The 20,422-nt window shown below is 52.3% G+C and carries 21 protein-coding genes; 15 read left to right on the top strand and 6 right to left on the bottom strand.

What is annotated here, in order from left to right:
• Window positions 1-4: 4 nt before the first annotated feature.
• From MKZ24_RS02925 to MKZ24_RS02870, 12 genes are all read left to right on the top strand, one after another.
• Window positions 5-547: a MarR family winged helix-turn-helix transcriptional regulator gene (locus MKZ24_RS02925; protein WP_340781255.1), complete on the top strand. Its 543-nt coding sequence runs from the start codon at window positions 5-7 to the stop codon at window positions 545-547.
• A 100-nt stretch (window positions 548-647) separates the two neighbouring features.
• Window positions 648-2,102: an aryl-sulfate sulfotransferase gene (locus MKZ24_RS02920; RefSeq protein WP_042231877.1), complete on the top strand. Its 1,455-nt coding sequence runs from the start codon at window positions 648-650 to the stop codon at window positions 2,100-2,102.
• A 49-nt stretch (window positions 2,103-2,151) separates the two neighbouring features.
• Complete coding sequence (locus MKZ24_RS02915) at window positions 2,152-3,180, top strand: ABC transporter substrate-binding protein (RefSeq protein ID WP_340781253.1); 1,029 nt, start codon at window positions 2,152-2,154, stop codon at window positions 3,178-3,180.
• A 22-nt stretch (window positions 3,181-3,202) separates the two neighbouring features.
• On the top strand, window positions 3,203-3,979 hold the full coding sequence (locus MKZ24_RS02910; RefSeq protein ID WP_340781252.1) for an ABC transporter ATP-binding protein: 777 nt from the start codon (window positions 3,203-3,205) through the stop codon (window positions 3,977-3,979).
• Window positions 3,980-3,995: 16 nt separating this feature from the next.
• On the top strand, window positions 3,996-4,775 hold the full coding sequence (locus MKZ24_RS02905; protein ID WP_340781251.1) for an ABC transporter permease: 780 nt from the start codon (window positions 3,996-3,998) through the stop codon (window positions 4,773-4,775).
• Between the two features lie 106 nt (window positions 4,776-4,881).
• Entirely contained in the window at window positions 4,882-5,319 is a 438-nt protein-coding gene (locus MKZ24_RS02900) for a MarR family winged helix-turn-helix transcriptional regulator (protein ID WP_340781250.1), read from the top strand.
• Between the two features lie 168 nt (window positions 5,320-5,487).
• On the top strand, window positions 5,488-6,516 hold the full coding sequence (locus MKZ24_RS02895; RefSeq protein WP_340781249.1) for an alpha/beta hydrolase family protein: 1,029 nt from the start codon (window positions 5,488-5,490) through the stop codon (window positions 6,514-6,516).
• A 264-nt stretch (window positions 6,517-6,780) separates the two neighbouring features.
• On the top strand, window positions 6,781-7,887 hold the full coding sequence (locus MKZ24_RS02890; RefSeq protein ID WP_340781248.1) for an ABC transporter substrate-binding protein: 1,107 nt from the start codon (window positions 6,781-6,783) through the stop codon (window positions 7,885-7,887).
• Between the two features lie 89 nt (window positions 7,888-7,976).
• Window positions 7,977-8,900 carry an ABC transporter permease gene (locus MKZ24_RS02885; protein ID WP_042231898.1) on the top strand — a complete coding sequence of 308 codons (924 nt, stop codon included), beginning with the start codon at window positions 7,977-7,979 and terminating at the stop codon, window positions 8,898-8,900.
• Window positions 8,897-9,697 carry an ABC transporter permease gene (locus MKZ24_RS02880; protein WP_340781247.1) on the top strand — a complete coding sequence of 267 codons (801 nt, stop codon included), beginning with the start codon at window positions 8,897-8,899 and terminating at the stop codon, window positions 9,695-9,697. The genes MKZ24_RS02885 and MKZ24_RS02880 overlap by 4 nt, the downstream gene beginning before the upstream one ends.
• Before the next feature lie 20 nt (window positions 9,698-9,717).
• A complete protein-coding gene (locus MKZ24_RS02875) occupies window positions 9,718-10,761 on the top strand; it encodes an ABC transporter ATP-binding protein (RefSeq protein WP_340781246.1) in 1,044 nt (347 codons plus the stop codon).
• Between the two features lie 135 nt (window positions 10,762-10,896).
• Entirely contained in the window at window positions 10,897-11,133 is a 237-nt protein-coding gene (locus MKZ24_RS02870; protein WP_042231904.1) for a DUF6953 family protein, read from the top strand.
• A 194-nt stretch (window positions 11,134-11,327) separates the two neighbouring features.
• On the opposite strand, the gene MKZ24_RS02865 is transcribed toward MKZ24_RS02870, so the two are convergent.
• Genes MKZ24_RS02865 through MKZ24_RS02855 form a run of 3 tightly spaced genes read right to left on the bottom strand, consistent with a single transcriptional unit; the run spans window position 11,328 to window position 14,690 of the window.
• A complete protein-coding gene (locus tag MKZ24_RS02865; protein WP_042231906.1) occupies window positions 11,328-12,410 on the bottom strand; it encodes a mannose-1-phosphate guanylyltransferase in 1,083 nt (360 codons plus the stop codon).
• Window positions 12,403-13,509, bottom strand: a complete 1,107-nt coding sequence (locus MKZ24_RS02860) for a hypothetical protein (protein WP_042231908.1) — start codon at window positions 13,507-13,509, stop codon at window positions 12,403-12,405. Before MKZ24_RS02860 ends, MKZ24_RS02865 begins: the two co-directional genes overlap by 8 nt.
• Window positions 13,509-14,690 carry a glycosyltransferase family 4 protein gene (locus MKZ24_RS02855; RefSeq protein WP_042231910.1) on the bottom strand — a complete coding sequence of 394 codons (1,182 nt, stop codon included), beginning with the start codon at window positions 14,688-14,690 and terminating at the stop codon, window positions 13,509-13,511. The genes MKZ24_RS02860 and MKZ24_RS02855 overlap by 1 nt, the downstream gene beginning before the upstream one ends.
• Window positions 14,691-14,889: 199 nt before the next feature.
• Here MKZ24_RS02855 and MKZ24_RS02850 point away from each other — a divergent pair, with 199 nt between their 5' ends.
• The 3 genes from MKZ24_RS02850 to MKZ24_RS02840 all read left to right on the top strand — a co-directional run bounded on the left by MKZ24_RS02850 (window position 14,890) and on the right by MKZ24_RS02840 (window position 16,765).
• Window positions 14,890-15,186, top strand: a complete 297-nt coding sequence (locus MKZ24_RS02850; protein ID WP_042231912.1) for a helix-turn-helix domain-containing protein — start codon at window positions 14,890-14,892, stop codon at window positions 15,184-15,186.
• Window positions 15,152-16,099, top strand: coding sequence for a DUF1861 family protein (locus MKZ24_RS02845; RefSeq protein WP_042231914.1), 948 nt, complete (start codon window positions 15,152-15,154; stop codon window positions 16,097-16,099). Before MKZ24_RS02850 ends, MKZ24_RS02845 begins: the two co-directional genes overlap by 35 nt.
• Before the next feature lie 84 nt (window positions 16,100-16,183).
• Window positions 16,184-16,765, top strand: a complete 582-nt coding sequence (locus MKZ24_RS02840; RefSeq protein WP_042231916.1) for a 50S ribosomal protein L25 — start codon at window positions 16,184-16,186, stop codon at window positions 16,763-16,765.
• Between the two features lie 127 nt (window positions 16,766-16,892).
• Here MKZ24_RS02840 and MKZ24_RS02835 read toward each other — a convergent pair whose 3' ends face one another.
• The 3 genes from MKZ24_RS02835 to MKZ24_RS02825 all read right to left on the bottom strand — a co-directional run bounded on the left by MKZ24_RS02835 (window position 16,893) and on the right by MKZ24_RS02825 (window position 20,291).
• Entirely contained in the window at window positions 16,893-17,771 is an 879-nt protein-coding gene (locus tag MKZ24_RS02835; protein ID WP_052416817.1) for a carbohydrate ABC transporter permease, read from the bottom strand.
• Window positions 17,772-17,977: 206 nt separating this feature from the next.
• Window positions 17,978-18,862, bottom strand: a complete 885-nt coding sequence (locus MKZ24_RS02830; protein WP_042231917.1) for a carbohydrate ABC transporter permease — start codon at window positions 18,860-18,862, stop codon at window positions 17,978-17,980.
• A gap of 133 nt (window positions 18,863-18,995) precedes the next feature.
• Entirely contained in the window at window positions 18,996-20,291 is a 1,296-nt protein-coding gene (locus MKZ24_RS02825) for an ABC transporter substrate-binding protein (RefSeq protein WP_340781244.1), read from the bottom strand.
• Window positions 20,292-20,422: the final 131 nt, after the last annotated feature.

Genomic DNA, 20,422 nt, shown 5'->3' with positions numbered 1-20,422 from the left:
TAGCATGGATGATACACAGTGGGAGCGGCTGGAGGAGGCAGACTACCTGTTCCGTAAAATGGTACGCAGATTCGTCAAGGAACGAGACCGGGTAAGCGTGGAGGGGATTGCCTTGCCGGGCATGCTGATTCTGCAAAAGATTATCGCTGGCGGTGAGCAGCGGCTCGGCGATCTGGCGGAGCAGCTCGATTTCACTTCGGGCGCCATAACCGCGCTGAGCGACAAGCTGGAGGCTGGCGGATATACGTTGCGCAGGCGCAAGGAGGATGACCGCAGAACAGTGCTGCTTGATATTACAGCCAAGGGCCGGGAGATGGTGGAGCGCAACGGCAGCATCGGTGCCCGATGTATTACGCTTCTGTTCGAGGGCTTTACGGATAAGGAGCTTGAGCAGCAGAGCCGCTTCTATGAACGGATCATCGGCAATCTGGAAGGATTCTCGGATACCCTGTTGAAGCTGGCGCAGTACAATGCTGAAATCCCCGTTCTCAAAGACCCTGGACAGAAGCCGCGCACAGGCGCGAACAAGAAATATCTCAGCTATTGAAACGAAGTCAATGCTACAAAACTTAAGTGTGTGCTTCCGAGTGAGTTTTGCGAAGGAAGTCAACAAAGTCAATGCTACAAAACTTTAAGGAGAGATGATCATGGGACATTCAACAATTTATCCGACAGGGGCGACGGTATACAAGCCCGCTAAGGCATGGAGCGGCTATACCGTATTTCAGGCAGGCGACGAAGGTGTCGTGCTGATCGATATGAGCGGCAAGGAAGTACATTTGTGGCAAGGGCTGATCGGGTTCCCTGCCAAAATTCTTCCCGGCGGCTACGTACTGGGCAGCACGGGCAGAAGAGATCCCAAATTCGGCATTCAGGATAATGTGGATCTGGTTCAGGTCGATTGGGACGGCAATGTGGTCTGGAGATATAACGGCTACGAGCATATCGAGGACCCGGGTTATGAGCCGCTGTGGTACGCCCGCCAGCATCACGATTATCAGCGGGAGGGTAATCCGGTCGGATACTATGCTCCCGGGCTTAATCCTTCAGCTAACAGCGGAACAACGTTAATTTTAGCCCATAAGAACCTGCATAACGCTGAGATTTCTGACAAACAGCTGCTGGATGACACGATTATTGAAGTGGACTGGGAGGGTAATGTGATCTGGGAGTGGGCGGCCAGTGACCATTTCGCTGAGCTGGGATTTGATCAGGCGGCGCGCAATGTTCTATTCAGAGATCCCAACACCCGCTCCTTCGGAGACCTGGGCGGCGGCGTAGGCGATTGGCTGCATATCAACTCCGCTTCTTACGTAGGGCCGAACAAATTCTATGATAACGGAGACGAGCGTTTCCACCCGGACAACATTATCTGGGATGCCCGCGAGGCGAATATTATCGCCATCACTGACAAGAGCAGCGGAGCCATCGTCTGGCGGCTGGGGCCGGATTATTCGCTGCCTGATGTGAAGCATATTGGCTGGATTATCGGCCAGCATCACGCCCACATCATACCGAAGGGTCTGCCGGGCGAAGGCAATCTGCTCGTATTCGATAACGGCGGCTGGGGCGGATACGGTCTGCCGAATCCCTCTTCGCCTTTTGGACAGAAGAATGCGCTGCGTGACCATTCCCGGGTGCTGGAGATCAATCCGGTAACACTGGATATCGAGTGGCAATATACCTCGGCGGAGGCCGGCTTCTCCGTTCCGACCGATTCCTATAAATTCTACAGTCCGTATATCAGCTCGGCGCAGCGGCTCCCGAACGGCAACACGCTGATTACCGAGGGTTCAAATGGACGTTTGTTCGAGGTGACCGCTAAGCATGAGCTGGTCTGGGAGTATATCTCCCCGTACACTGACCGCAGGAATACGAATATGGTCTACCGTTCCTACCGTGTACCCTATGCCTGGGTGCCGCAACTGGCGAAGCCGCAGGAGAATGCCATCGGGCCAATCGATGTATCCAGCTTCAGAGTGCCTGGAGCCGCGCCGAAGGGATCGGATTCAGTAGTAAGTGTAGCAACAACGCTTCCGTTTACAGAGGGGGCCGCTTGTGTGGCTACTGCGGAAGAGAGCAGCGTTCGGAGAACCAGTTAGATGATGGCTAGATAGCTATAGAAATTCATAGACGAAGAGGTGCGTAATTTTGAAAAAATCATGGTACGGCTCAGCCTTCCTGCTCTTATCCTTATCTCTCGTACTGGTTCTGTCCGGCTGCAGCTCCAAGGGAGACGCGGCGGCTTCCACTGGAACAGACAGCGGTAAGCAGAAGACCCTGAAGATTAAAATTGCCGATATCAACACGAATCCTACCTTCCGGGTAGCAGTCGATAAAGGCATCTTCGCCAACCATGGCATCGACGCAGAAATCATCAACTTCGGCACTCCGGCTGAGGGAGTGAATGCACTCTTCATTAGGCAGGTAGATGTGGCCTTCGGTGCTGACTTTCCGGTGCTGAATGCCGTCGCCAAGGGGGATTATTCGATTATTGCTTCTGCCGGCCAGGCCACGGATCAGGCTGCGGCGGTATGGAAGCTGTACGTAAGGGACGAGATCAAGTCTGCTACGGATCTGAAAGGCAAGAACCTAAGCTTCATGCGCGGTACGTTTCTGCCGTATCTGTGGGATGAATACCTGAAGGAGCAGAGCATTGCGCTAAGCGATGTGAAGCTGACAGGACAGGGTGCGTTCGACGAAGCCTTCATTGCCCTTAAGCAGGGCGATGTGGATGCTGCCTGGTTCAGCGGTTCGGCGTTGACGGATAAGCTGGCTGCGCTTGAGGGCGTGCATGAGCTGACGGATATGTCTAAGACTCCGGTGCGCCTGGGGATGGGGATTGTCGCCGGGAATGACTTTGTGCAGGCCAATCCTGAGGGGATTGGAGAATTCCTGGCAGCGGTGGACGAGGCATCGGCTTATGCCCAGGAGCATCCGGAGGAAGTAGCCGATCTGATGTTCAAGGAATTGAAGCAGCCGAAGGAAGCGACGCTGAAGGACTTGCCGACGAATCCTTGGAGGGTTGGCTTCACCCAGGCTGCGTATGACAGCCTCGCCGGACAGAAGAAATATATGATCGATACAGGAATCATTGAACAGGATTTCGATCTGGACAGCAAGCTCAGTCTGGAGCCGCTAAAGCAGGCGCTGCCGGATAAAGTGACTTACACGAAATAACCTAACTTTCAGGAGGTGCCCCATGTCTTTATCTGCCAAACAGCATGCCATTCATATCGAGCACCTGCGTAAGAGCTACAGCGAGCCTGCGGCCGGGGACGTTCATTATATTATCAAGGATGTGAACCTGGTTATTAAAGGCGGCGAGTTCTTCGTGCTGCTCGGTCCGAGCGGCTGCGGCAAATCAACGCTGCTGAACATGATCGCTGGCTTTGTCTCTAAATCTGGCGGCAATCTGCGGGTGGACAACGTCGAGGTGGATAAGCCGGGCCGGGACCGGGCGGTTGTATTTCAGCAGGCAGACTCTTCCCTGTTCCCCTGGCTCACGGTGCGGGAGAATGTAGATTTTGGACTGCGGATGAAGAAGACGGCCAAGGCAGAGCGCCGGGTCATATCAGACCGGTATATCACGCTAGTCGGGCTGAACGGGCATGAGGATAAATTTCCGAAGGAATTATCGGGAGGGATGAAGCAGCGGGTACAGCTGGCCCGGGTACTGGCGAATGATCCGGCGATCCTGCTGATGGATGAGCCCTTTGGCGCGCTGGATGCCATGACCCGGCGGACGATGCAGAAGGAGCTGGTGCAAATATGGCGTGAGACGCATAAGACCGTTATTTTCGTAACGCACGATATTCAGGAAGCACTGCTGCTGGGTGAGCGCATCGGCATCATGTCCGTGGGGCCTTCCTCCAATATCACCGATATATACGACAATGCGCTGCCGTTTCCGCGGGATGTGGCCTCGCCGGAGTTCTACTCGCTGTATAACCAAATTCAGAGCCATTTTGAAGAATAGAATCGGGGGGCAGTACATGTTGAAATGGGTGGAGAAAAAATGGGTCTCGGTCTCCCTGCTATGGATTGCCGCACTCTGCATCTGGCAGCTGGGCGCATGGGTGTATGGTCCGGATGTCATTCCGGGACCCTGGGCTACGCTTAAGGGAGGGCGGGAACTGGTCCAAGACGGCACCTTGATGCAGTATGTCGGTATCAGCTTTTACCGCGTGCTTGTCGGCTGGGTACTCGGCAGCCTGCTGGCTATTCCGGCGGGGCTGATCATCGGGAAAGTGAACGTCATCCGCATTTTTGCCGAGCCGTTCTTGAATTTCATCCGGTTTATTCCGCCGATTGCCTTCATCACACTTTTTCTGGTCTGGTTCGGGATCGGGGAGCAGTCGAAGATTGCGCTGATTATGTACGCCACCTTCTTCATCGTCGTACTGAACACTTTAACAGGCGTAATGTCGGTGGAGGAGGACAAGATCCGCTCGGCCCGCAGCATGGGTGCGAGTGAATGGCAGATTCTGCTGTATGTGATTGTACCAGCTACGATCCCGTATATCTTCACCGGTGTGCGCCTTGCGATGGGGACCTCCTACATGGCGATCATCGGCGCAGAAATGATCGCTTCGAACGAAGGCATCGGTTATCTTATATGGAATTCGCGGCTGTTCTTCCGGACGGACTGGATCTTTGTCGGACTGATCTGCCTGGGGTTCATGGGCTTTGCGACGGACCGGTTGTTTGGCTGGTTCGGCCGGAAGGTGCTCTACCGCTATGGTGTGGTCAGTATGGCTGCGCGGAGAAGATAATACGGTGAAGGGAGAAGGTTCTTACAGTCTGGAGGTATAAGTCCTTGACGGATACAAGTTGTTACAGCTATAGTAGCTGTAACAACTTGTTGGGGCGGGTGCGGTTATGGACAACGGATTTGATTATACAGAGCTGATTGGATTCCAGATTATCAAAGGCGAGGTACTCATCAAGCGCAGGATGCTGGCTATTTTTATGGAGAAGGGCTACGATCTGACCTTTGAACAATGGACGGTGCTGAATGTGCTGTATGCGGAGCCAGGAATCAATCAGAGCGAGATTGCTGCCAGAACCTTCAAGGACAAGACGAATGTTACCCGTATTCTGGATGTGCTCACGAAGAAGGGATATGTGGCCCGCGAAGCGCATGGCAAGGACCGCAGAAGCTATCAGATTTATCTGACTGCAGCGGGAAAACAGATATTCGCTGATCTTATTCCCCATGTGAGGCAGTTGAATAAACAATTTAAGCAAGACATCCCGGACGCGGAGTTGGCGCAATTCATCCATACCCTGGAGACAATTTGCCGGAACGCACAATAAATTTTTTTGTTCACATAGTTGTTATAGCTATTATATATATAACTACTAATTCTGAGTCCACGAAAGGAATGAGCGATTATGGTGGAATTAACGGTGAAGGAAAGATTTGCATTCCGGTTTATTTTTAATGAGAAGAGAGTGTATCAGCGCTGGTATAGCAGGTTTCTCATGTTCGGTACAGATTATGGGAGACTCCGGAGAGTGGTGGGGAGAATCAGCGATTGGCGCGAGTGGTGCGAGGTCTGGACGGCTGAGGGCGATGAGCTGTTCCGCAAAGCGGAAAAGGCACTCACGGAAGGCAGCCGGGGTATAGCCAGAGCCTTGTTCCATGAAGCGGTGGCCTGCTACCATGCGGGTCAGCATATCTTTTTTATCGACAGCCGGCAGAAAGAATCCACCCAGGCAAAGGCGAGGGAAAGCTATGCCCAGGCGATATGTTTATATAACGAAGCTGAGAAGCCTGTGCGGGTGGATATCCCGTATCGCGGAGTCTCTATTCCGGGCTATTTGCGAAGAGCAGATACAGAAGGCAGACCCCTGATTATTTTCGTGAACGGCATGGATAACATTAAGGAGGCGGAGGGGCATCATTTTGGCTCAGTGTTTAACCGGCAGGCCTTTAATTTCTTTACGTTTGACGGACCGGGCCAAGGGGAGATGTGGAGCTCGCTGAAATTCGATGCCCGGAATTACCATACTGCTGTATCGGCGGTAATAGACTGGTTTGAACAGCAGCCGGCAAGCGGGATCGATCTCGGAAGAATTGGTCTCGTCGGCTTCAGCCTGGGCGGATATTTGGCGCCTGAGGCCGCAGCCCGCGATCCCCGGGTGAAATGTACGGCCGGCAACAGCGGTCTGGTCTATATCGGCGGGATTCAGGGGCTGAAGCAATTGAATCCCATCTGGCAGCGGGGGGTTACGTATATGACGGGCTGTGCAACGCTGGAGGAGGCGCTCCCGCAGTTCAATTATGACATTGAAGACGCTCCGGTCCTGCGCTCGCCCCTGCTTTTTTTTCATGCAGGCCGTGATGAGGTGATGCCTGAGCCCAAGACTCATGCAGATAAAATGATGAATTGGGCCAAAGGGGATGCTACGCTGAAATATATGGAGGATGCGGAGCACTGTACGATGAATTATCTGGATGAGGTTTTCCCGGAAATCCTGGATTGGTTCGAGATGCATCTGCGTAAGTAGCCTTGCCTTAACCGCTTATACAGAATTATTAAAGACAGCTGTCCGGAATCCGGGCAGCTGTTTTTTACAATTTATATGCTTTTGGGGTCCCCGTAAAGTACCTGAGTAATCATCGAAGCCAAAGCCCCACTTTGCGGGGGTATTTTACAAATCCTTCTATTCCGCTTGATTCCAGGGTAATAATGGAATCCTATACTTCAGTTGGGCAGCGTATAGCTTGGATCATAGAGCCCGTAAATCAGAAATAGGAGTGATAGGGAAATCATGAAAAAGAGATTCGTACGGCTAATGTCCATGTGTCTGATGTTGTCCTTGCTCGTCCTGCTGCTTGCCGCTTGTGCCAATTCAGAAGCTAAGGCCGATGAAGGAAACGGCGGCGTCAAAGAGCTGAGCTTAAGCGAAATCGAAGCTGAGGCTACCAAGGAAGCCGCTGTAGTCAGTGTGGGCATGCCGGACTCTTGGGCGAACTGGAAGGATACCTGGAATGATATTACGGGCAAGTATGAAATTACCCATACCGATACAGATATGTCGAGTGCAGAGGAAATTGCCAAGTTCGAAGCAGAGAAAGATAAACCGACAGCCGATATCGGCGATGTCGGCATCGCCTTTGGCCCGGTTGCAGTTGAGAAAGGCGTAGTCCAGCCTTATAAAACCTCCCACTGGGACGAGATCCCCGATTGGGCCAAGGACAAGGACGGCAATTGGGTCGTTGGCTATCAGGGCAGTATTGCCTTCCTGACCAATACGAAGCTGGTTGCAGATCCGCCCAAGAGCTGGGAGGACCTGAAGAACGGCAGCTATAAAATCATTGTGGGCGATGTAACCAAGGCAGCCCAGGCGCAAATGGCGGTGCTTGCCGCTGCAATTGCCTTTGGCGGTGATGAGTCCAATATTGAGCCCGGCATTGCCTTCTTCGAGGATCTGGCGAAGAAGGGCCGTCTCTCAAACGCCGAGGCATCCCTTGCGAATATCGAGAAGGGCGAAGTGGAAGTCACGCTGCTGTGGGATTTCAACGCGCTGAACTACAAGGACCAGATCAACAAAGACGGATTCGATGTGGCGATCCCGAAGGAAGGCAGTGTCGTAAGCGGCTATGCGACCATAATTAACAAATGGGCACCGCATCCGAATGCTGCCAAGCTTACACGTGAGTACATTCTCAGCGATGAAGGCCAGATTAATCTGGCTAAAGGCTATGCCCGTCCGATCCGTGACAGCGTGAAGCTTCCGGAGGATGTGGCCGCTAAGCTGTTGCCACAGGACGAGTATGCCAACGTGAAGCCGGTCGGGAATTATAAGGTTTGGGAAGAAACTGCCAAGGCCATTCCGCAGCTGTGGCAGGAACGTGTGCTTGTACATTTGAACTAATCCTCCTGTCGGACAGACTATAGACAAGAGATGAAGGGCGCCTTAGCTAAGGCGCCCGCTTGCTATTCTAAGCGAGAGGAGCATACGGAATGAAACACAGACAACGCAGCGTAATTCTGGCTCTGGTTCCCTTTGTGCTGATGGTGTTGGCTTTTCAGGTGGTGCCGGTCTTGTCTATGCTGACGGGCAGCTTCCGCAGAGCGGATGGAGCGGGCTTCACGCTGGGCAATTATCAGCATGCGCTGAGCAGTGCCTATTATATGCAGGCGATCAAGAACAGCCTGCTGATCTCAGTTCTCTCCAGCCTGATTGGGCTCGGGGTAGGGCTTGTATGTGCGTACTGTATTACACGCTTTGCTCCGGCGGTACGTGACCGGCTGCTGATGCTGTCCAATATGACCTCGAACTTTGCCGGGGTTCCGCTGGCTTTTGCCTACATTATTCTGCTTGGCAATAATGGTGTGTTCACGCTGCTGTTCAAGCAGTGGGGCTGGAATGTGTTTGACGGATTCAATCTGTACAGCTGGTCCGGTCTGATCCTGGTCTACGTCTATTTCCAGATTCCCCTGGCCTTATTACTGCTGTATCCGGCGTTCTATGGTATCAGGGAGCAGTGGAGGGAAGCGGCGGCTCTGCTGGGTGCAGGTCCTTGGCAGTTCTGGAAGACGGTCGGCCTGCCAGTGCTCTCCCCGGCGATCTTCGGTACGCTCGGCATTCTCTTTGCCAATGCGATGGGTGCGTATGCTACCGCCTATGCGCTGGTTGGCGGCAACTATAATCTGCTGGCTGTCCGTATCGGCTCCCTGGTTGCCGGAGATGTGGTGACCCAGCCGCAGATGGGCAGCACGCTCGCGGTTCTGCTGGCATTAAGCACACTGCTGGCGGTATTCCTGAATCAGCGGATGGTGCGGCAGATGGAAGGGTACAGCGGCAGAAGTCCTGCCAGGCAGGAGCACCGCAGCGGGATATTCAAGCGGCGCTGGTCCGCAGTCCGGGAGGAGGCAGGAAGATGAATACACGCAAAGCGGGCTTTGCCCCGCGCACCTTCATGCTCCTGCTCATGATCTACCTGCTGCTGCCGCTGGTGGCGACAGGGCTGTATGCTTTTGCCCAAGACTGGCAGAATACGTTGCTTCCCGAAAGCTGGACACTAAGCTGGTTCAGTGGCATGTTTCAGGATATCCGCTTCCTTGAGGCGCTCTGGACATCGCTCTATCTGTGCCTCCTCAGCGTTCTGCTTAGTCTCGCGGTGATGCTGCCGGCCGTGTTTGTGATTACGGTTTATTATCCCCGCTTGGAGAGCTTCATGAAGTTCATTGTTGTTCTGCCATACGCTGTGCCGGGAGTAGTGGCTGCCGTTGGATTGATCCGGACCTATTCCTCTGGCCCCTTTGATATCTCTGGCACTGCCTATTTGCTGGTAGGGGCTTACTTTGTGGTCACTCTTCCTTATATGTATCAGGGCATCCGCAACAGTCTGCTGAGCGTATCTGCAGTGGAGCTGCTGAATGCGGCTGAGCTGCTTGGAGCAAGAAGACGGACGGCTTTTGTTAATGTGATTCTGCCGAATATCTGGCCGGGTGTTATGGTCTCTGCGCTGCTGTCTTTCTCCGTGCTCTTCGGGGAGTTCGTGCTGACCAATATGCTGGTTGGGGGTCACATCCAGACGATTCAAGTCTACTTGTTCCAGCGTGTAGGGGAAAGTGGACATTTGGCCAGCGCAATTGCGATCTCTTATTTTGTGTTTATTCTACTGCTGTCGGCGGTACTGATGAAGCTGGGAAAGAAGATTAGCAGACAGTCGAAGTAAGGAATAGGGAGGATAAGGGTATGGATGATTATCTGAAGCTGCAGGGTATCCGCAAATTGTTCGGCAGTGCGCCGGTGCTGGATGGAGTGGACTTAAGCATCGCCGAAGGGGAACTAATCACTCTGCTGGGGCCGTCCGGCTGCGGCAAAAGCACGCTCCTGCGCTGTATCGCCGGGCTTACCGGTCTGGACAGCGGCAGCATTAGGCTTGCAGGCAAGGAACTGACGAAGCTGCCGCCGCGCAGCAGGGATGTGGGCATGGTGTTCCAGTCCTATGCGCTATTCCCCAACCTGACCGTCAGCCAGAATGTGGAATACGGAATGCGTATGCAAGGGGCGCCTCCGGCAGCGCGGCGCTTGCGGAGCAGCGAACTGCTGGCAATGGTTGATCTGGAAGACAAGCGTGATGTCTATCCGCAGTCGCTGTCCGGCGGACAGCAGCAGCGGGTCGCCCTGGCCCGCTCGCTTGCCGTTCAGCCGAAGCTGCTGCTGCTGGACGAACCGCTCAGCGCGCTCGACGCCAAGATCCGCAAGAATCTGCGTGCGGAAATCCGCGATATCCAGCGGCGTCTGGGGATGACAACGCTGTTCGTCACCCATGATCAGGAAGAAGCACTGATCCTCTCGGACCGGATCTGTATCATGAACCAGGGCCGTATTGTCCAGGAAGGCTCCCCGGAGCAGCTGTACACAGCGCCGCGGACGGAGTTCGCCGCCCGTTTCATGGGCAGCTATAACGTATTCAACCGGGCAGAGGCACTGGCGCTTTTCCGCAGCATTGATAGCCGTGCCGACCGTTTTGCCATCCGCCCGGAATCCGTTACCCTACTGGCAGAAGGTGAGCCGATACAGGATGATGCGGACGACATGATTGATGTGAGCGGGGAGGTGCTGGCCGTATCGGTTCTGGGCAATATCATCCGCGCTATTGTCGCGGCCGAAGGTGTCCATCTGACCGTAGATCTGCTGAATGACGGCCGCTTACTGCGGGTTCGTGAAGGAGAACGTGTTACCGTCCTTCTCGATCCCTCCCAGCTGCTGCATCTGGAGCAGGAAGGGGCATAGACAGGCGGGTACAGCTGCAAAAGGTGTGGCTGGTTCTATTCAGGATAGGCTGGATGAGCTCTCCGCTGCGGGTTATGGTTTCATGCTATAATGGGGTATCTATGAGCAGGATAAGCAGGAAGGAGCACTACCCCAATGGAAGTAACCGCACAGGAAGTGGCGGAATGGATGGTTAAGGAAATCAAATTTACAGGAACCCTGCACCAGACCGCAGCGATTGAATATGTGAAGGCGAATTTCGGCGAAGAGTTTGTCTTCGTGAATGAGAATGGAAATGCATCGCTATCCAAAGAGGTGAAGAAGGCTTTCCGCAAGCTGCACGGCGGCAGAATTGCCTGGGACCGTGACGGGTTCCTGTGGGCCTGGACCTAAGGGCTGACTCAGCATAGGAGAAACATAAGAACACAAGCAGAAACGGCTACGCCGTCCTTGAATAGGACGGCATTCGTTTCAGCGAGAAATAGAAGGATAAATTATCATGTGAAACATATAAATTCTTATATTTTAACAAAGGGAGCATTGCTGTAATAGCAGTGCTCCCTTTGTTATTACATAATCGTCATAGCCTATACATATTCCAGCATGCCTTTCTCCTTGAGCAGATCGACAATGTCTTTGACCGACTGGGCTTTATCCTTGGGACAGATCATGACTGCATCCCCGGTGTCAGCGATGATGAAGCCGTCTACGCCGATGGTGGTAATCAGCCGCCCGTTGCCATAGATAATAGAGTTGCGGGTATCGATGCCGACATGATTGGCCTTGATAATGTTGCCTTCATCATCAGGCGGGAAGATTGCACCGAGTGCATCCCAGCTGCCGATGTCATTCCAGCCGAACTGGCCGGACAGGACCACTACCTCGTCGGAACGCTCCAGAATGCCATAGTCAATCGAGATATTCTGCAGCAGCGGGTAGATCCGGTTAATGGTCTCCTGCTCCTGATCCGTACCAAGCGCTTCACTGATCGGCAGCATAGTATTATATAGCCGCGGCAGATACCGCTTGAAGTTATCGATAATGACCGAGGTCTTCCAGATGAAAATCCCGCTGTTCCAGAGATAATTGCCTGAGGCCAGATATCCCTGTGCCTTTTTGAAATCCGGCTTCTCCACGAATTCAGCTACATCGTATACGGCAACCGGTTTGACTGCGATCGGCTCTTTGTCATAAGCGATATAGCCGTAGCCGGTGGAAGGAAAGGTCGGTTTGATCCCGATCGTGACAATGGCATCACTCTCCATCGCGACGGTGCAGGCTTCGTCCAGCGTAAGCCGGAACTGCGGCTCATCGGTAATATAATGATCGGAAGGCAGGACCACCATTAAGGAATCCCCTTCGCTTATCTGCTGGATGGAGAAGGCGGCGAACAGGATGCTTGCCGAAGTATTCCGGGCCACAGGCTCGATCAGAATATTGCTCTTCTGCACACTGCTGTGCATAATGCTCTCCAGCAGGACCGCCTGGGTGCGGTTGGTTACGATCACGGTATTCTCCTGCGGGATGATGCCCTTGAAGCGTTCGATCGTATCGTTCAGCATAATATCATTGCCGCTGATGTTCAGCAGCTGCTTGGGAATTTCCTGTCTGGACAGCGGCCAGAAGCGGGTGCCGCCTCCGCCTGCAAGAATGGTTGCGAATTTATCCATGGTGAGTCACCAGATGGGCAATCGAGAAGGAGATGATGCTCTCCGATCCCTGATTGAGGTTCAGCCCCGAGCTGTGAATTCCGTCGTAGCAAGCCCCGGTCTGGGGATCAATCAGTGAGAGCTGCAAAGAATTATTCCCTGTATACCAGGCGTAGCATAAATCGGCCTGCTGCAGATAAGCAGGGTCCTTCAGCACCACAGCGGCTTCCTCGCAGGCCAGCAGCATTTCGCAGGCTTCGATCGGCTGTTCATCATATAGCGCAGGAGTGCCGCCGCGCAGCAGCCAGCCGTGGCTGCCTATGGGCTTGTAATAGCCTTCCGGCGCGAAGGTCCGGGAGATCAGGAAATCCAGGCTTTCTTTTGCTGTATATTTCAGCGCCGGATTGCCGGAAATCTTGAAGGCCTTGAGCAGCGCCCAGGGCAGCATGGAATTACCGTACGTAAGACTGTCTTCATACCAGTTCCAGCCTTCGCCCTTGGTGAGGTTGTATTGGTCATTCAGCCGGACGGCAACAGATTCAATAAGTTCTGTGATGAAGGCTTCCGGCAGGAAGGCCAGTTCTTCATCTGTGCTTGGCGTATGCGGATAAGGGAAGGAGTAGGTGAGCGCTCCGGGAGTTTTAAGCAAATAGCTGAGTCCGATAACGGCATAGGCTAAAGCCCGTGGAGACCGCAGACCTCCGATATGCGGCAGCGCCTGGTTAATTAAATAACGGCAGGTATTCAGCAGATTGTCCGGCAGTATGGAGGAATAGGAGAGTACGAAGCCCAGCGCCCAGAGTGTGCGCCCCTGGCAATCCTCGGAGCCGCGCTCCTCCAGGAAGGAACGGTTATAGTCCATGAAGTTCCTGAAGTTGCCCTCTTCTGTCTGTGCATGGTGGACGAAAGAGAGATACGTATGGATCAGGTCAAGGGAGGCGTTGTCCTGATTTTTTTTGTACATCAGAACGGCTGCGATTAGAGCCCGCGCATTGTCATCAGTGGTGTAGCCCTTGGCACGGTCGGGAACCCCGAATTTCGTATGCTGGAAAATCCCTGTATCGTCGGTAATCCGGCGCATATAGTCCGGTTTGAACTGCAACGCTGCGGATGTCTGCATCAAATCACACTCCGGCCAGCCGGTTTGGAGAGGGCTATTTTGTCCTGGAAGATGGCAGCGTAGGTTTTCGCGATTTCACTCCACATCATGGTACTGCCGAGCGCCTGTGTACGTTGCTCCATATCCTTGACCTTGGCCGGATCATCCAGCAGCTCCAGAATACAGGCTTCCAGAGAAGCTGAGTCACGGAAATTCGCCAGCAGGCCGCGGCCTTCAGCGAGCATCTCTTCAGCATAGCGGTAAGGAGTGGAGATAATGACTCTGCCATAGCCGACGCCGTATGCGAGCGTGCCGCTGACTGCCTGATCCTTGCCCAGATAAGGGGTCATATAAATATCCGACATTACCAGTGACTCGATGACCTCTTCCTGGGTCAGCAGCTTGTCGACGAACAGCACATTGTTGACCAGGCCTAATTCATGCACCAGATCGGTCAGTTTTTGACGGTAGACTTCACCTGTCTCCAGTTTGACGACCGGATGAGTCTTGCCCCAGATAATATAGAGCGCGTCCGGGTGCTGCTTCACTACTCCGCTCATAGCCTCAATGGCATATTCAATGCCCTTGCCGGGACTGAGGAAGCCGAAGGTCGAGAGTATTTTGCGGTCTCCGAACTTGTACTGGGTCTTTAGCTCCGCGCGGGTAGAAGTCTTAACGAAAGGCACACCGTGGTGAATAAAAGCAATTTTGGCGGCGTTAATATGATAGACAGAGATGAGATCATCTACCGTAGACTGGGCCATGGTGACAACCTTGACGCTTCCCTCGGCGAGCCGGGTAAGGATCTCATGCTGCTTGGGTGTAGGCTTGGTTAATACAGTATGGAAAATGACCACATAGGGTTTATGAAGCTCCTCCGTGAACTGCAGCAGATATTCGCCGCTTTCCCCGCCGTAGATTCCGAATTCATGCTGAATGACTAGCAGATCGGTATCGGACTGATTGATTTCCCTAGTTGCATCTATATAATCAGATAGCTGATGTTGGTTGATTTCCCTCATGACCTGGTCTGTGTAATGGTAATTTCCGTTGTTGTTCATGGCGATGATACGCGGTTTGTTGAAGCCTTGAAGCTTCGTGAACTCATCCAGGAGATCTTGGGTGAAGGTAGCAATTCCGCATTCTCTCGGCAGGCTGGTAGATAGGAAAACAATATTTTTATTGCGGTTGCTATGGTTCATGCGTAAAGCCTCCCTATTGATTATCGAAATTTGGGAACAAAAAAAGAAAATAAAGAGGACTTTATTTTCCGGAGATAAGTGGTATGAAATTTCGTTTCTGCAATTTATTTCCTGTTCTAACTATAACATGACCATTTTATCTTGTCAATTCATTGACTCCCCTCAAATCTCCGGATATAGTGATGTAGGAGGTGTAGGAATGCCGGTCATACGCAGTAAACTGAGTGAGGTTATGGAGAAGCATGACCCCAAATTATCGATCCGCAGGCTTGCAAAAGATATTAATTACCATTTTGATTCCGTCCGGCGGATGTACAAAGATGAGATGGTGCAGTATCCCCGGGATCTGCTGCTGAAGCTGTGCGCTTACTTCAATATTCAGCCCGGAGAATTGATCCGGATGGAATCAGATGAGAACGATTGGACAATAGATAAGGCAAATGAGTATGAGGAGGAAGGCAATGACAAGGAGCACCGCAAAGATAGCAACCTGTAATGAGCTGCTGGATACCTTTTATGCCTATCTCCGTACCGTGCACGTGGAGAAGCTGGTCTTCTCCGGTGTGGGCGGACGTGATGTATACAATATAACGGCTCCTTTTCTGCATGACGGGGAGGAAGTCATCTTGGGAAGAGTTGAGGAACGGGATAGTGAGTTCTCTCAAGTCTTCTTTTTTACATTCCGGGAGGATGGCGTTTGGGTACCCCGTGCACATACTCATACGTATAGTCTGCAGGATCCCTGCGTAACCCGGATTAAGGGTGAACTGATTGTCGGAGGAGTAGAAGTAATCACAGCCGGGGACAATCCGCAAAAGATAGTCTCGTGGGTCACACAGTTCTACCGGGGATACCGGATTGATTCGATGTACCATTTCTCCTCCGGTCCGGCAATGATGAAGGATATACGGCTGATTGAGCTGCAGGATGGCAGAATCGGCGTACTCACCAGGCCGCAGGGAGAGCGGGGAGGTAGAGGGCAGATCGGCTTCACCATTATCGATTCACTGGAAGAGCTGAATGAACAGACCTTTCTGGAAGCAGAGATTCTGCAGCATCAGTTCGTGCGGGAGGAGTGGGGCGGAGCCAATGAAGCCCATCTGCTGCGCAATGGACATGTGGGTGTGCTCGGGCATATCGCCTGCTTCGACCATCTGGGGAAGAAGCATTACTACTCCATGGTCTTCTCGCTTAATCCGGATACCTTCGAAACTACTCCACTCAAAATCATCGCGGCCAGAAGCGATTTCCCCATCGGTCCGGGTAAACGCCCCGAACTCCAGGATGTCATTTTCAGCGGGGGGCTGGTGCGCTTAGAGGGCGGCCGGGCGGTATTATCTGTAGGCGTCAGCGATGCCGAAGCTTACAGAATTGAGATTCCCGATCCGTTTACAGAATATGAAGCCTGATTCTCGCTGGTTTGACTAGATTCTATGGTCATGGTACACTTAGTATGACAAGAATTTATGGTCGAAGAGAGCGGGAACCAAGCAATGAGTAAATTTATTCAACTAAACAATCGTACGTCTGATACAAAGTCCAACCTGAATGTAGCAAGAAAGCAAGGCCGCATCCCGGCTGTACTGTACGGAATTGGTAAAGATACTCTAAGTCTTGAAGTGAGCGAGAAGGAACTGCTGGAAATGCTGAGAACCAATCCGCGTGCAATCCTGCAAGCGAAATTGTCTGATGGTACAACCGTTCCGGTGGTGGTTCAGAACATCCAGAAGCAGTCGATGTCCGGTAAAGTGCTGCATATTGATTTTCAGCATGTGAATATGAGCATCAGCATGGACAGCAAGGTTACGATTCATTTTGCAGGCGAAGCTGTTGGGGTCAAAGAAGGCGGCGTACTGCAGGTGGAAATATATGAAGTAGATGTCCGCTGTATGCCGGGCGATCTGCCGACTTCCATGGAAGTGGACATCAGCGGCCTTGCCATTGGCGACCAGTTGCTTGTGTCTGATCTGATTTTCCAGGATGGTATTGAAGTGCTGACCGATCCAAGTACAGTAATGATTCAGATCAAGACTGTGCATGAAGAAGCTGAAGAACCGGAAGTCACTCCGGCTTAAATAGAGGATAACGAATATAGCCCCTTTGGGCAGAACGTATTGGGAACTCATGATGATGTCATGATTCCGGCTACGTCTGCTGGAAGGGGCTATTTGTTGTTCTAACAGGCATATTTCCGGGAAGGAGCTACTTCAGTGCTCCCTCCGTCAGGCCGGCAACGATATAGCGGTGGAAGAAGAGGTATACGACAATCATCGGGAGCGTAATAATCGCCAGTGCGGAGAAAAGCAGCTTATAGTCGGTCATATATCGGCTGGAGAAGGCCAGCAGGCCGATCGGGATGGTCTTCAGTGCATCATTCTGGATGTACAGCATGGCCAGCAGCAGCTCATTCCAAGCATTCAGCGCCGAGAAGATCCCCACGGTAGCCATGTTTGGAACAAGCAGCGGAAGGATAATTCTGCTGTACATCACCCAGTCATTACAGCCGTCCATGCGGGCAGCTTCCAGCAGTTCTTTTGGTACGGAGTCTAAGTACGCCTTGAGCAGAAAGATAGCCAGCGGAAGTCCTGTTCCTATATAAGGAAGAATTAACCCCATATAGGAATCCTTCAAATTCAGCTGCTCAAAAATATAGCTCTGGGCAATGAAGAAGGATTGCAGCGGCATGAACAGTCCGAATACGAACATTAGCATCAGGAAGCTGCTTCCTCGGAATCGCAGCTTACTGAAGGCAAAGGCTGCGAGGCTGGCGAAGAGCAGAATGCCTGCTACGGTAGCCGAGGTGACGATTACGCTGTTGCTGGCATAGGTGCTCATATTGCCGACAGTCCACGCTTTGGACCAGTTCTGCAGATTAACCTGTTCCGGCAGCGCGAACGGGGTGGAGAAGATCTTACGGTTCTCACGGAATGAGGAGAGGATAAGCCAGAGGATCGGATAGAAATAGAAGCAGGAGATGAAGATCATGAACAGATAATACAGAATATGTGAGAGCGGTCTGCGTTTTGCCGACTCCCCTCCGCTGTAAGCGTCGTTCTTGATATCCAGGGCTGTGGTCGTCAAGGAGAACACCTCACTTTCTCATGATTTCAGAGTTTACATGTTTCGGTGGCCCCACAAAGTACCTGAGTCATCACCCGAAGCCAAAGCCCCGCTTTGTGGGATTATTCTAAAATATAAGAATTTTATATGTTGGACACTATAAATTATCCTTCTATTTCTCGCTGAAACGGTACCGTCCTTTGAGAGGACGGCAAAGCCGTTTCTGCTTAATACTCCAGCACACCGGAGTCTTTCTTCTTCAGTCTGCCGGCAACAAGCCCGATGATCGCAATCACGATTGTCATTATGACAGCGAGCGCAGAGCCGTAGCCGATGCTCATGTGGGTAAAGACTACTTTGACCAGATAGGTCGTAACGATTTCGGTCGAATTATACGGCCCGCCGTTAGTCATTACATAGAACAGGTCGAAGGACTGGAAGCCGGTAAGCACACATAGCATGATGCCTGTCTCTACCAGATTACGGATCATCGGTACCTTGATCTTGAAGAATATCTGTCCTTCCCCGGCGCCATCCAGATGGGCGGATTCATAGACTTCTTTGGAAATGCGCTGGATTCCGGAATAAAAGATGGTCATATAGAACCCTGCGTAGACCCAGCCGGATACGATGCAGATGGCGTAAAGTGCCGTATCGGGGTTGCCTAGCCAGACTCTGGTCCAGCTCTCCAGGCCGATCTTCTCCAGCAGGATATTGATAAGGCCGAAGTCGGAATTATAGACGAATTTCCATAAGTAGGAGACGACAATCATCGGCAGCATGACGGGCACGAAGAATGCTAGCCGGAATATTCCGCTGCCCTTGCGGCCCATCGTGATTAATCCTGCGAGTCCCAGTCCGACAAGGACTTCAACAACGACCGTGGCTACAATATAAATCAGTGTGTGTCCATAGGAATTAATGTAGATGCGGTCTTGAAAAGCCCGGATGTAATTGTCAAAGCCGGTGAATTTCATATGGCCGATCCCGTTCCAATCGTAGAAGCTGAATACGAATGTCATGAGGACCGGAATAAGTACAACAAAGGCAAACAGCAGGAGGGCTGGCGAGATGAACAGGTAGGGAGAGAGCTTATTGCTTCGGCCGGACATGGGACCACCTCCAATTCAAGATAAGATAAGGGGGACCGCCGCAGGGCGGTCTATAGTATAGAAGCATAAGAAACCGGAGGGGATAAATAATCTTCGATTTCCAGATGAAGCCGCCTTGTAGACGTACTCATCGTTACTTCAGAGGGGCGATGGTTGTCTCCAGTTCGGCGAGGGCATCTTCAGGTGATTTGGCGCCTCCAATGACCTCAGAGGTGGCCATGTTAAGCGCATTGGCTACCTCGATGGAATAGCCGGTATCAGGCGGGGACACCAGCACTGGAGCATTCTCCATCAGAGCGTTCAACTCGAGTGAGAGCGGAAGCAGGGTCTCCTTGTCAATTCCGTCCTTGGTAATCGGCACGGCGCCGGCGTCAGTGAGCTTCTTGGAGGATTCGGCAGAGCTGTAGAGCTTCATGAATTCAATGGCCTTATCGATCAGTTTGGAATTTTTATTGACGACCATTCCATTCAGCACGCCGATCACACTGTCCTGATTGCCCTTCCCGTCCGGTATGGCAGGGGTATTGAAGTAGCCAAGCTCAAGATCCGGTGTTTCTTCAACTGCGGTCGGGGCCAGCCAGCTGCCAATCGGATGCATGGCACCGCTGCCGTTCAGGAACAGCATATCCGCTTCACTGTCGCTGGAGGCCGTTACATTCTCGTTAATATATCCTTTGTCCCATAGCTCTTGTACATAACCGTAGGCTTTGACAAAATCCGGTGTATTGAATGGCTGCTTCAGTTGCATAGCCTCGCTGTAGGTATCCTCCCCCACGACACGGGAAATGATATGGGCCACCCAGTTGCCTGCCGTCCACAGATCAGAGTTGCCGATCACGAGTGGAGTGATGCCCGCCTGCTTGATCGTATCGCATACCTGAAGGAACTCCTCCCAGGTGGTTGGAGGCTGAAGCCCGAGATCATTGAATACCGCTTTATTGTAAAAGATAACATTCGTCACATCGCCCGCAGTGGGAATCATATAGGTCTTGCCGTCCATTATCATGCCATTGAAGGTACCTTCGGCGAACATGTCCTTCAGCCCCGAGCTTTGAAGCTGTTCTGTAATATCCGCGGCATAACCGTCTGTTACTCTGGTCTGCAGGCGCTGCCCGGCCCATTCGAAGTATAGATCGGGAGCATTTTTACCGCTAAGCAGATTTGGCAGTCCGATCGTTTGATAGGTGTCATCATCCTGATAGCTGAATTCAACTTTGATGCCCTGATGCTGTTCCTCGAACTCTTTGCCGATGGTTTCCCAAACCTTAATCAGCCCTTCTCCCGGTGAACCCATAGCGATACGTAGTGTTTCCGGTTTGGTATCAGAGCCGCCATTATTTGCCCGGCTGTTATTTGGACCTGCAGAAGAGCAGCCCGTTATGGCGGTAACCAGCATCGTTGAGATCAGTGCAATCATCCACTTTTTCATTAGTTAATCGCTCCCTTAATATGGAATGGGGTTATATTGGTTGACCGTAGGGGTTGCCCACAGGGCAGAGTGGATAGCAGCAGTTCCTCCCTTTCAAGTTGGAATGGTAAATAATGTGACGCTAAAAGAAG

Source organism: Paenibacillus sp. FSL R7-0297 (assembly GCF_038009025.1).
GTDB lineage: Bacteria > Bacillota > Bacilli > Paenibacillales > Paenibacillaceae > Paenibacillus_AQ.
The sequence above is the reverse complement of the archived record's forward strand: the minus strand, read 5'-3'. Positions and strand labels throughout refer to the sequence as shown.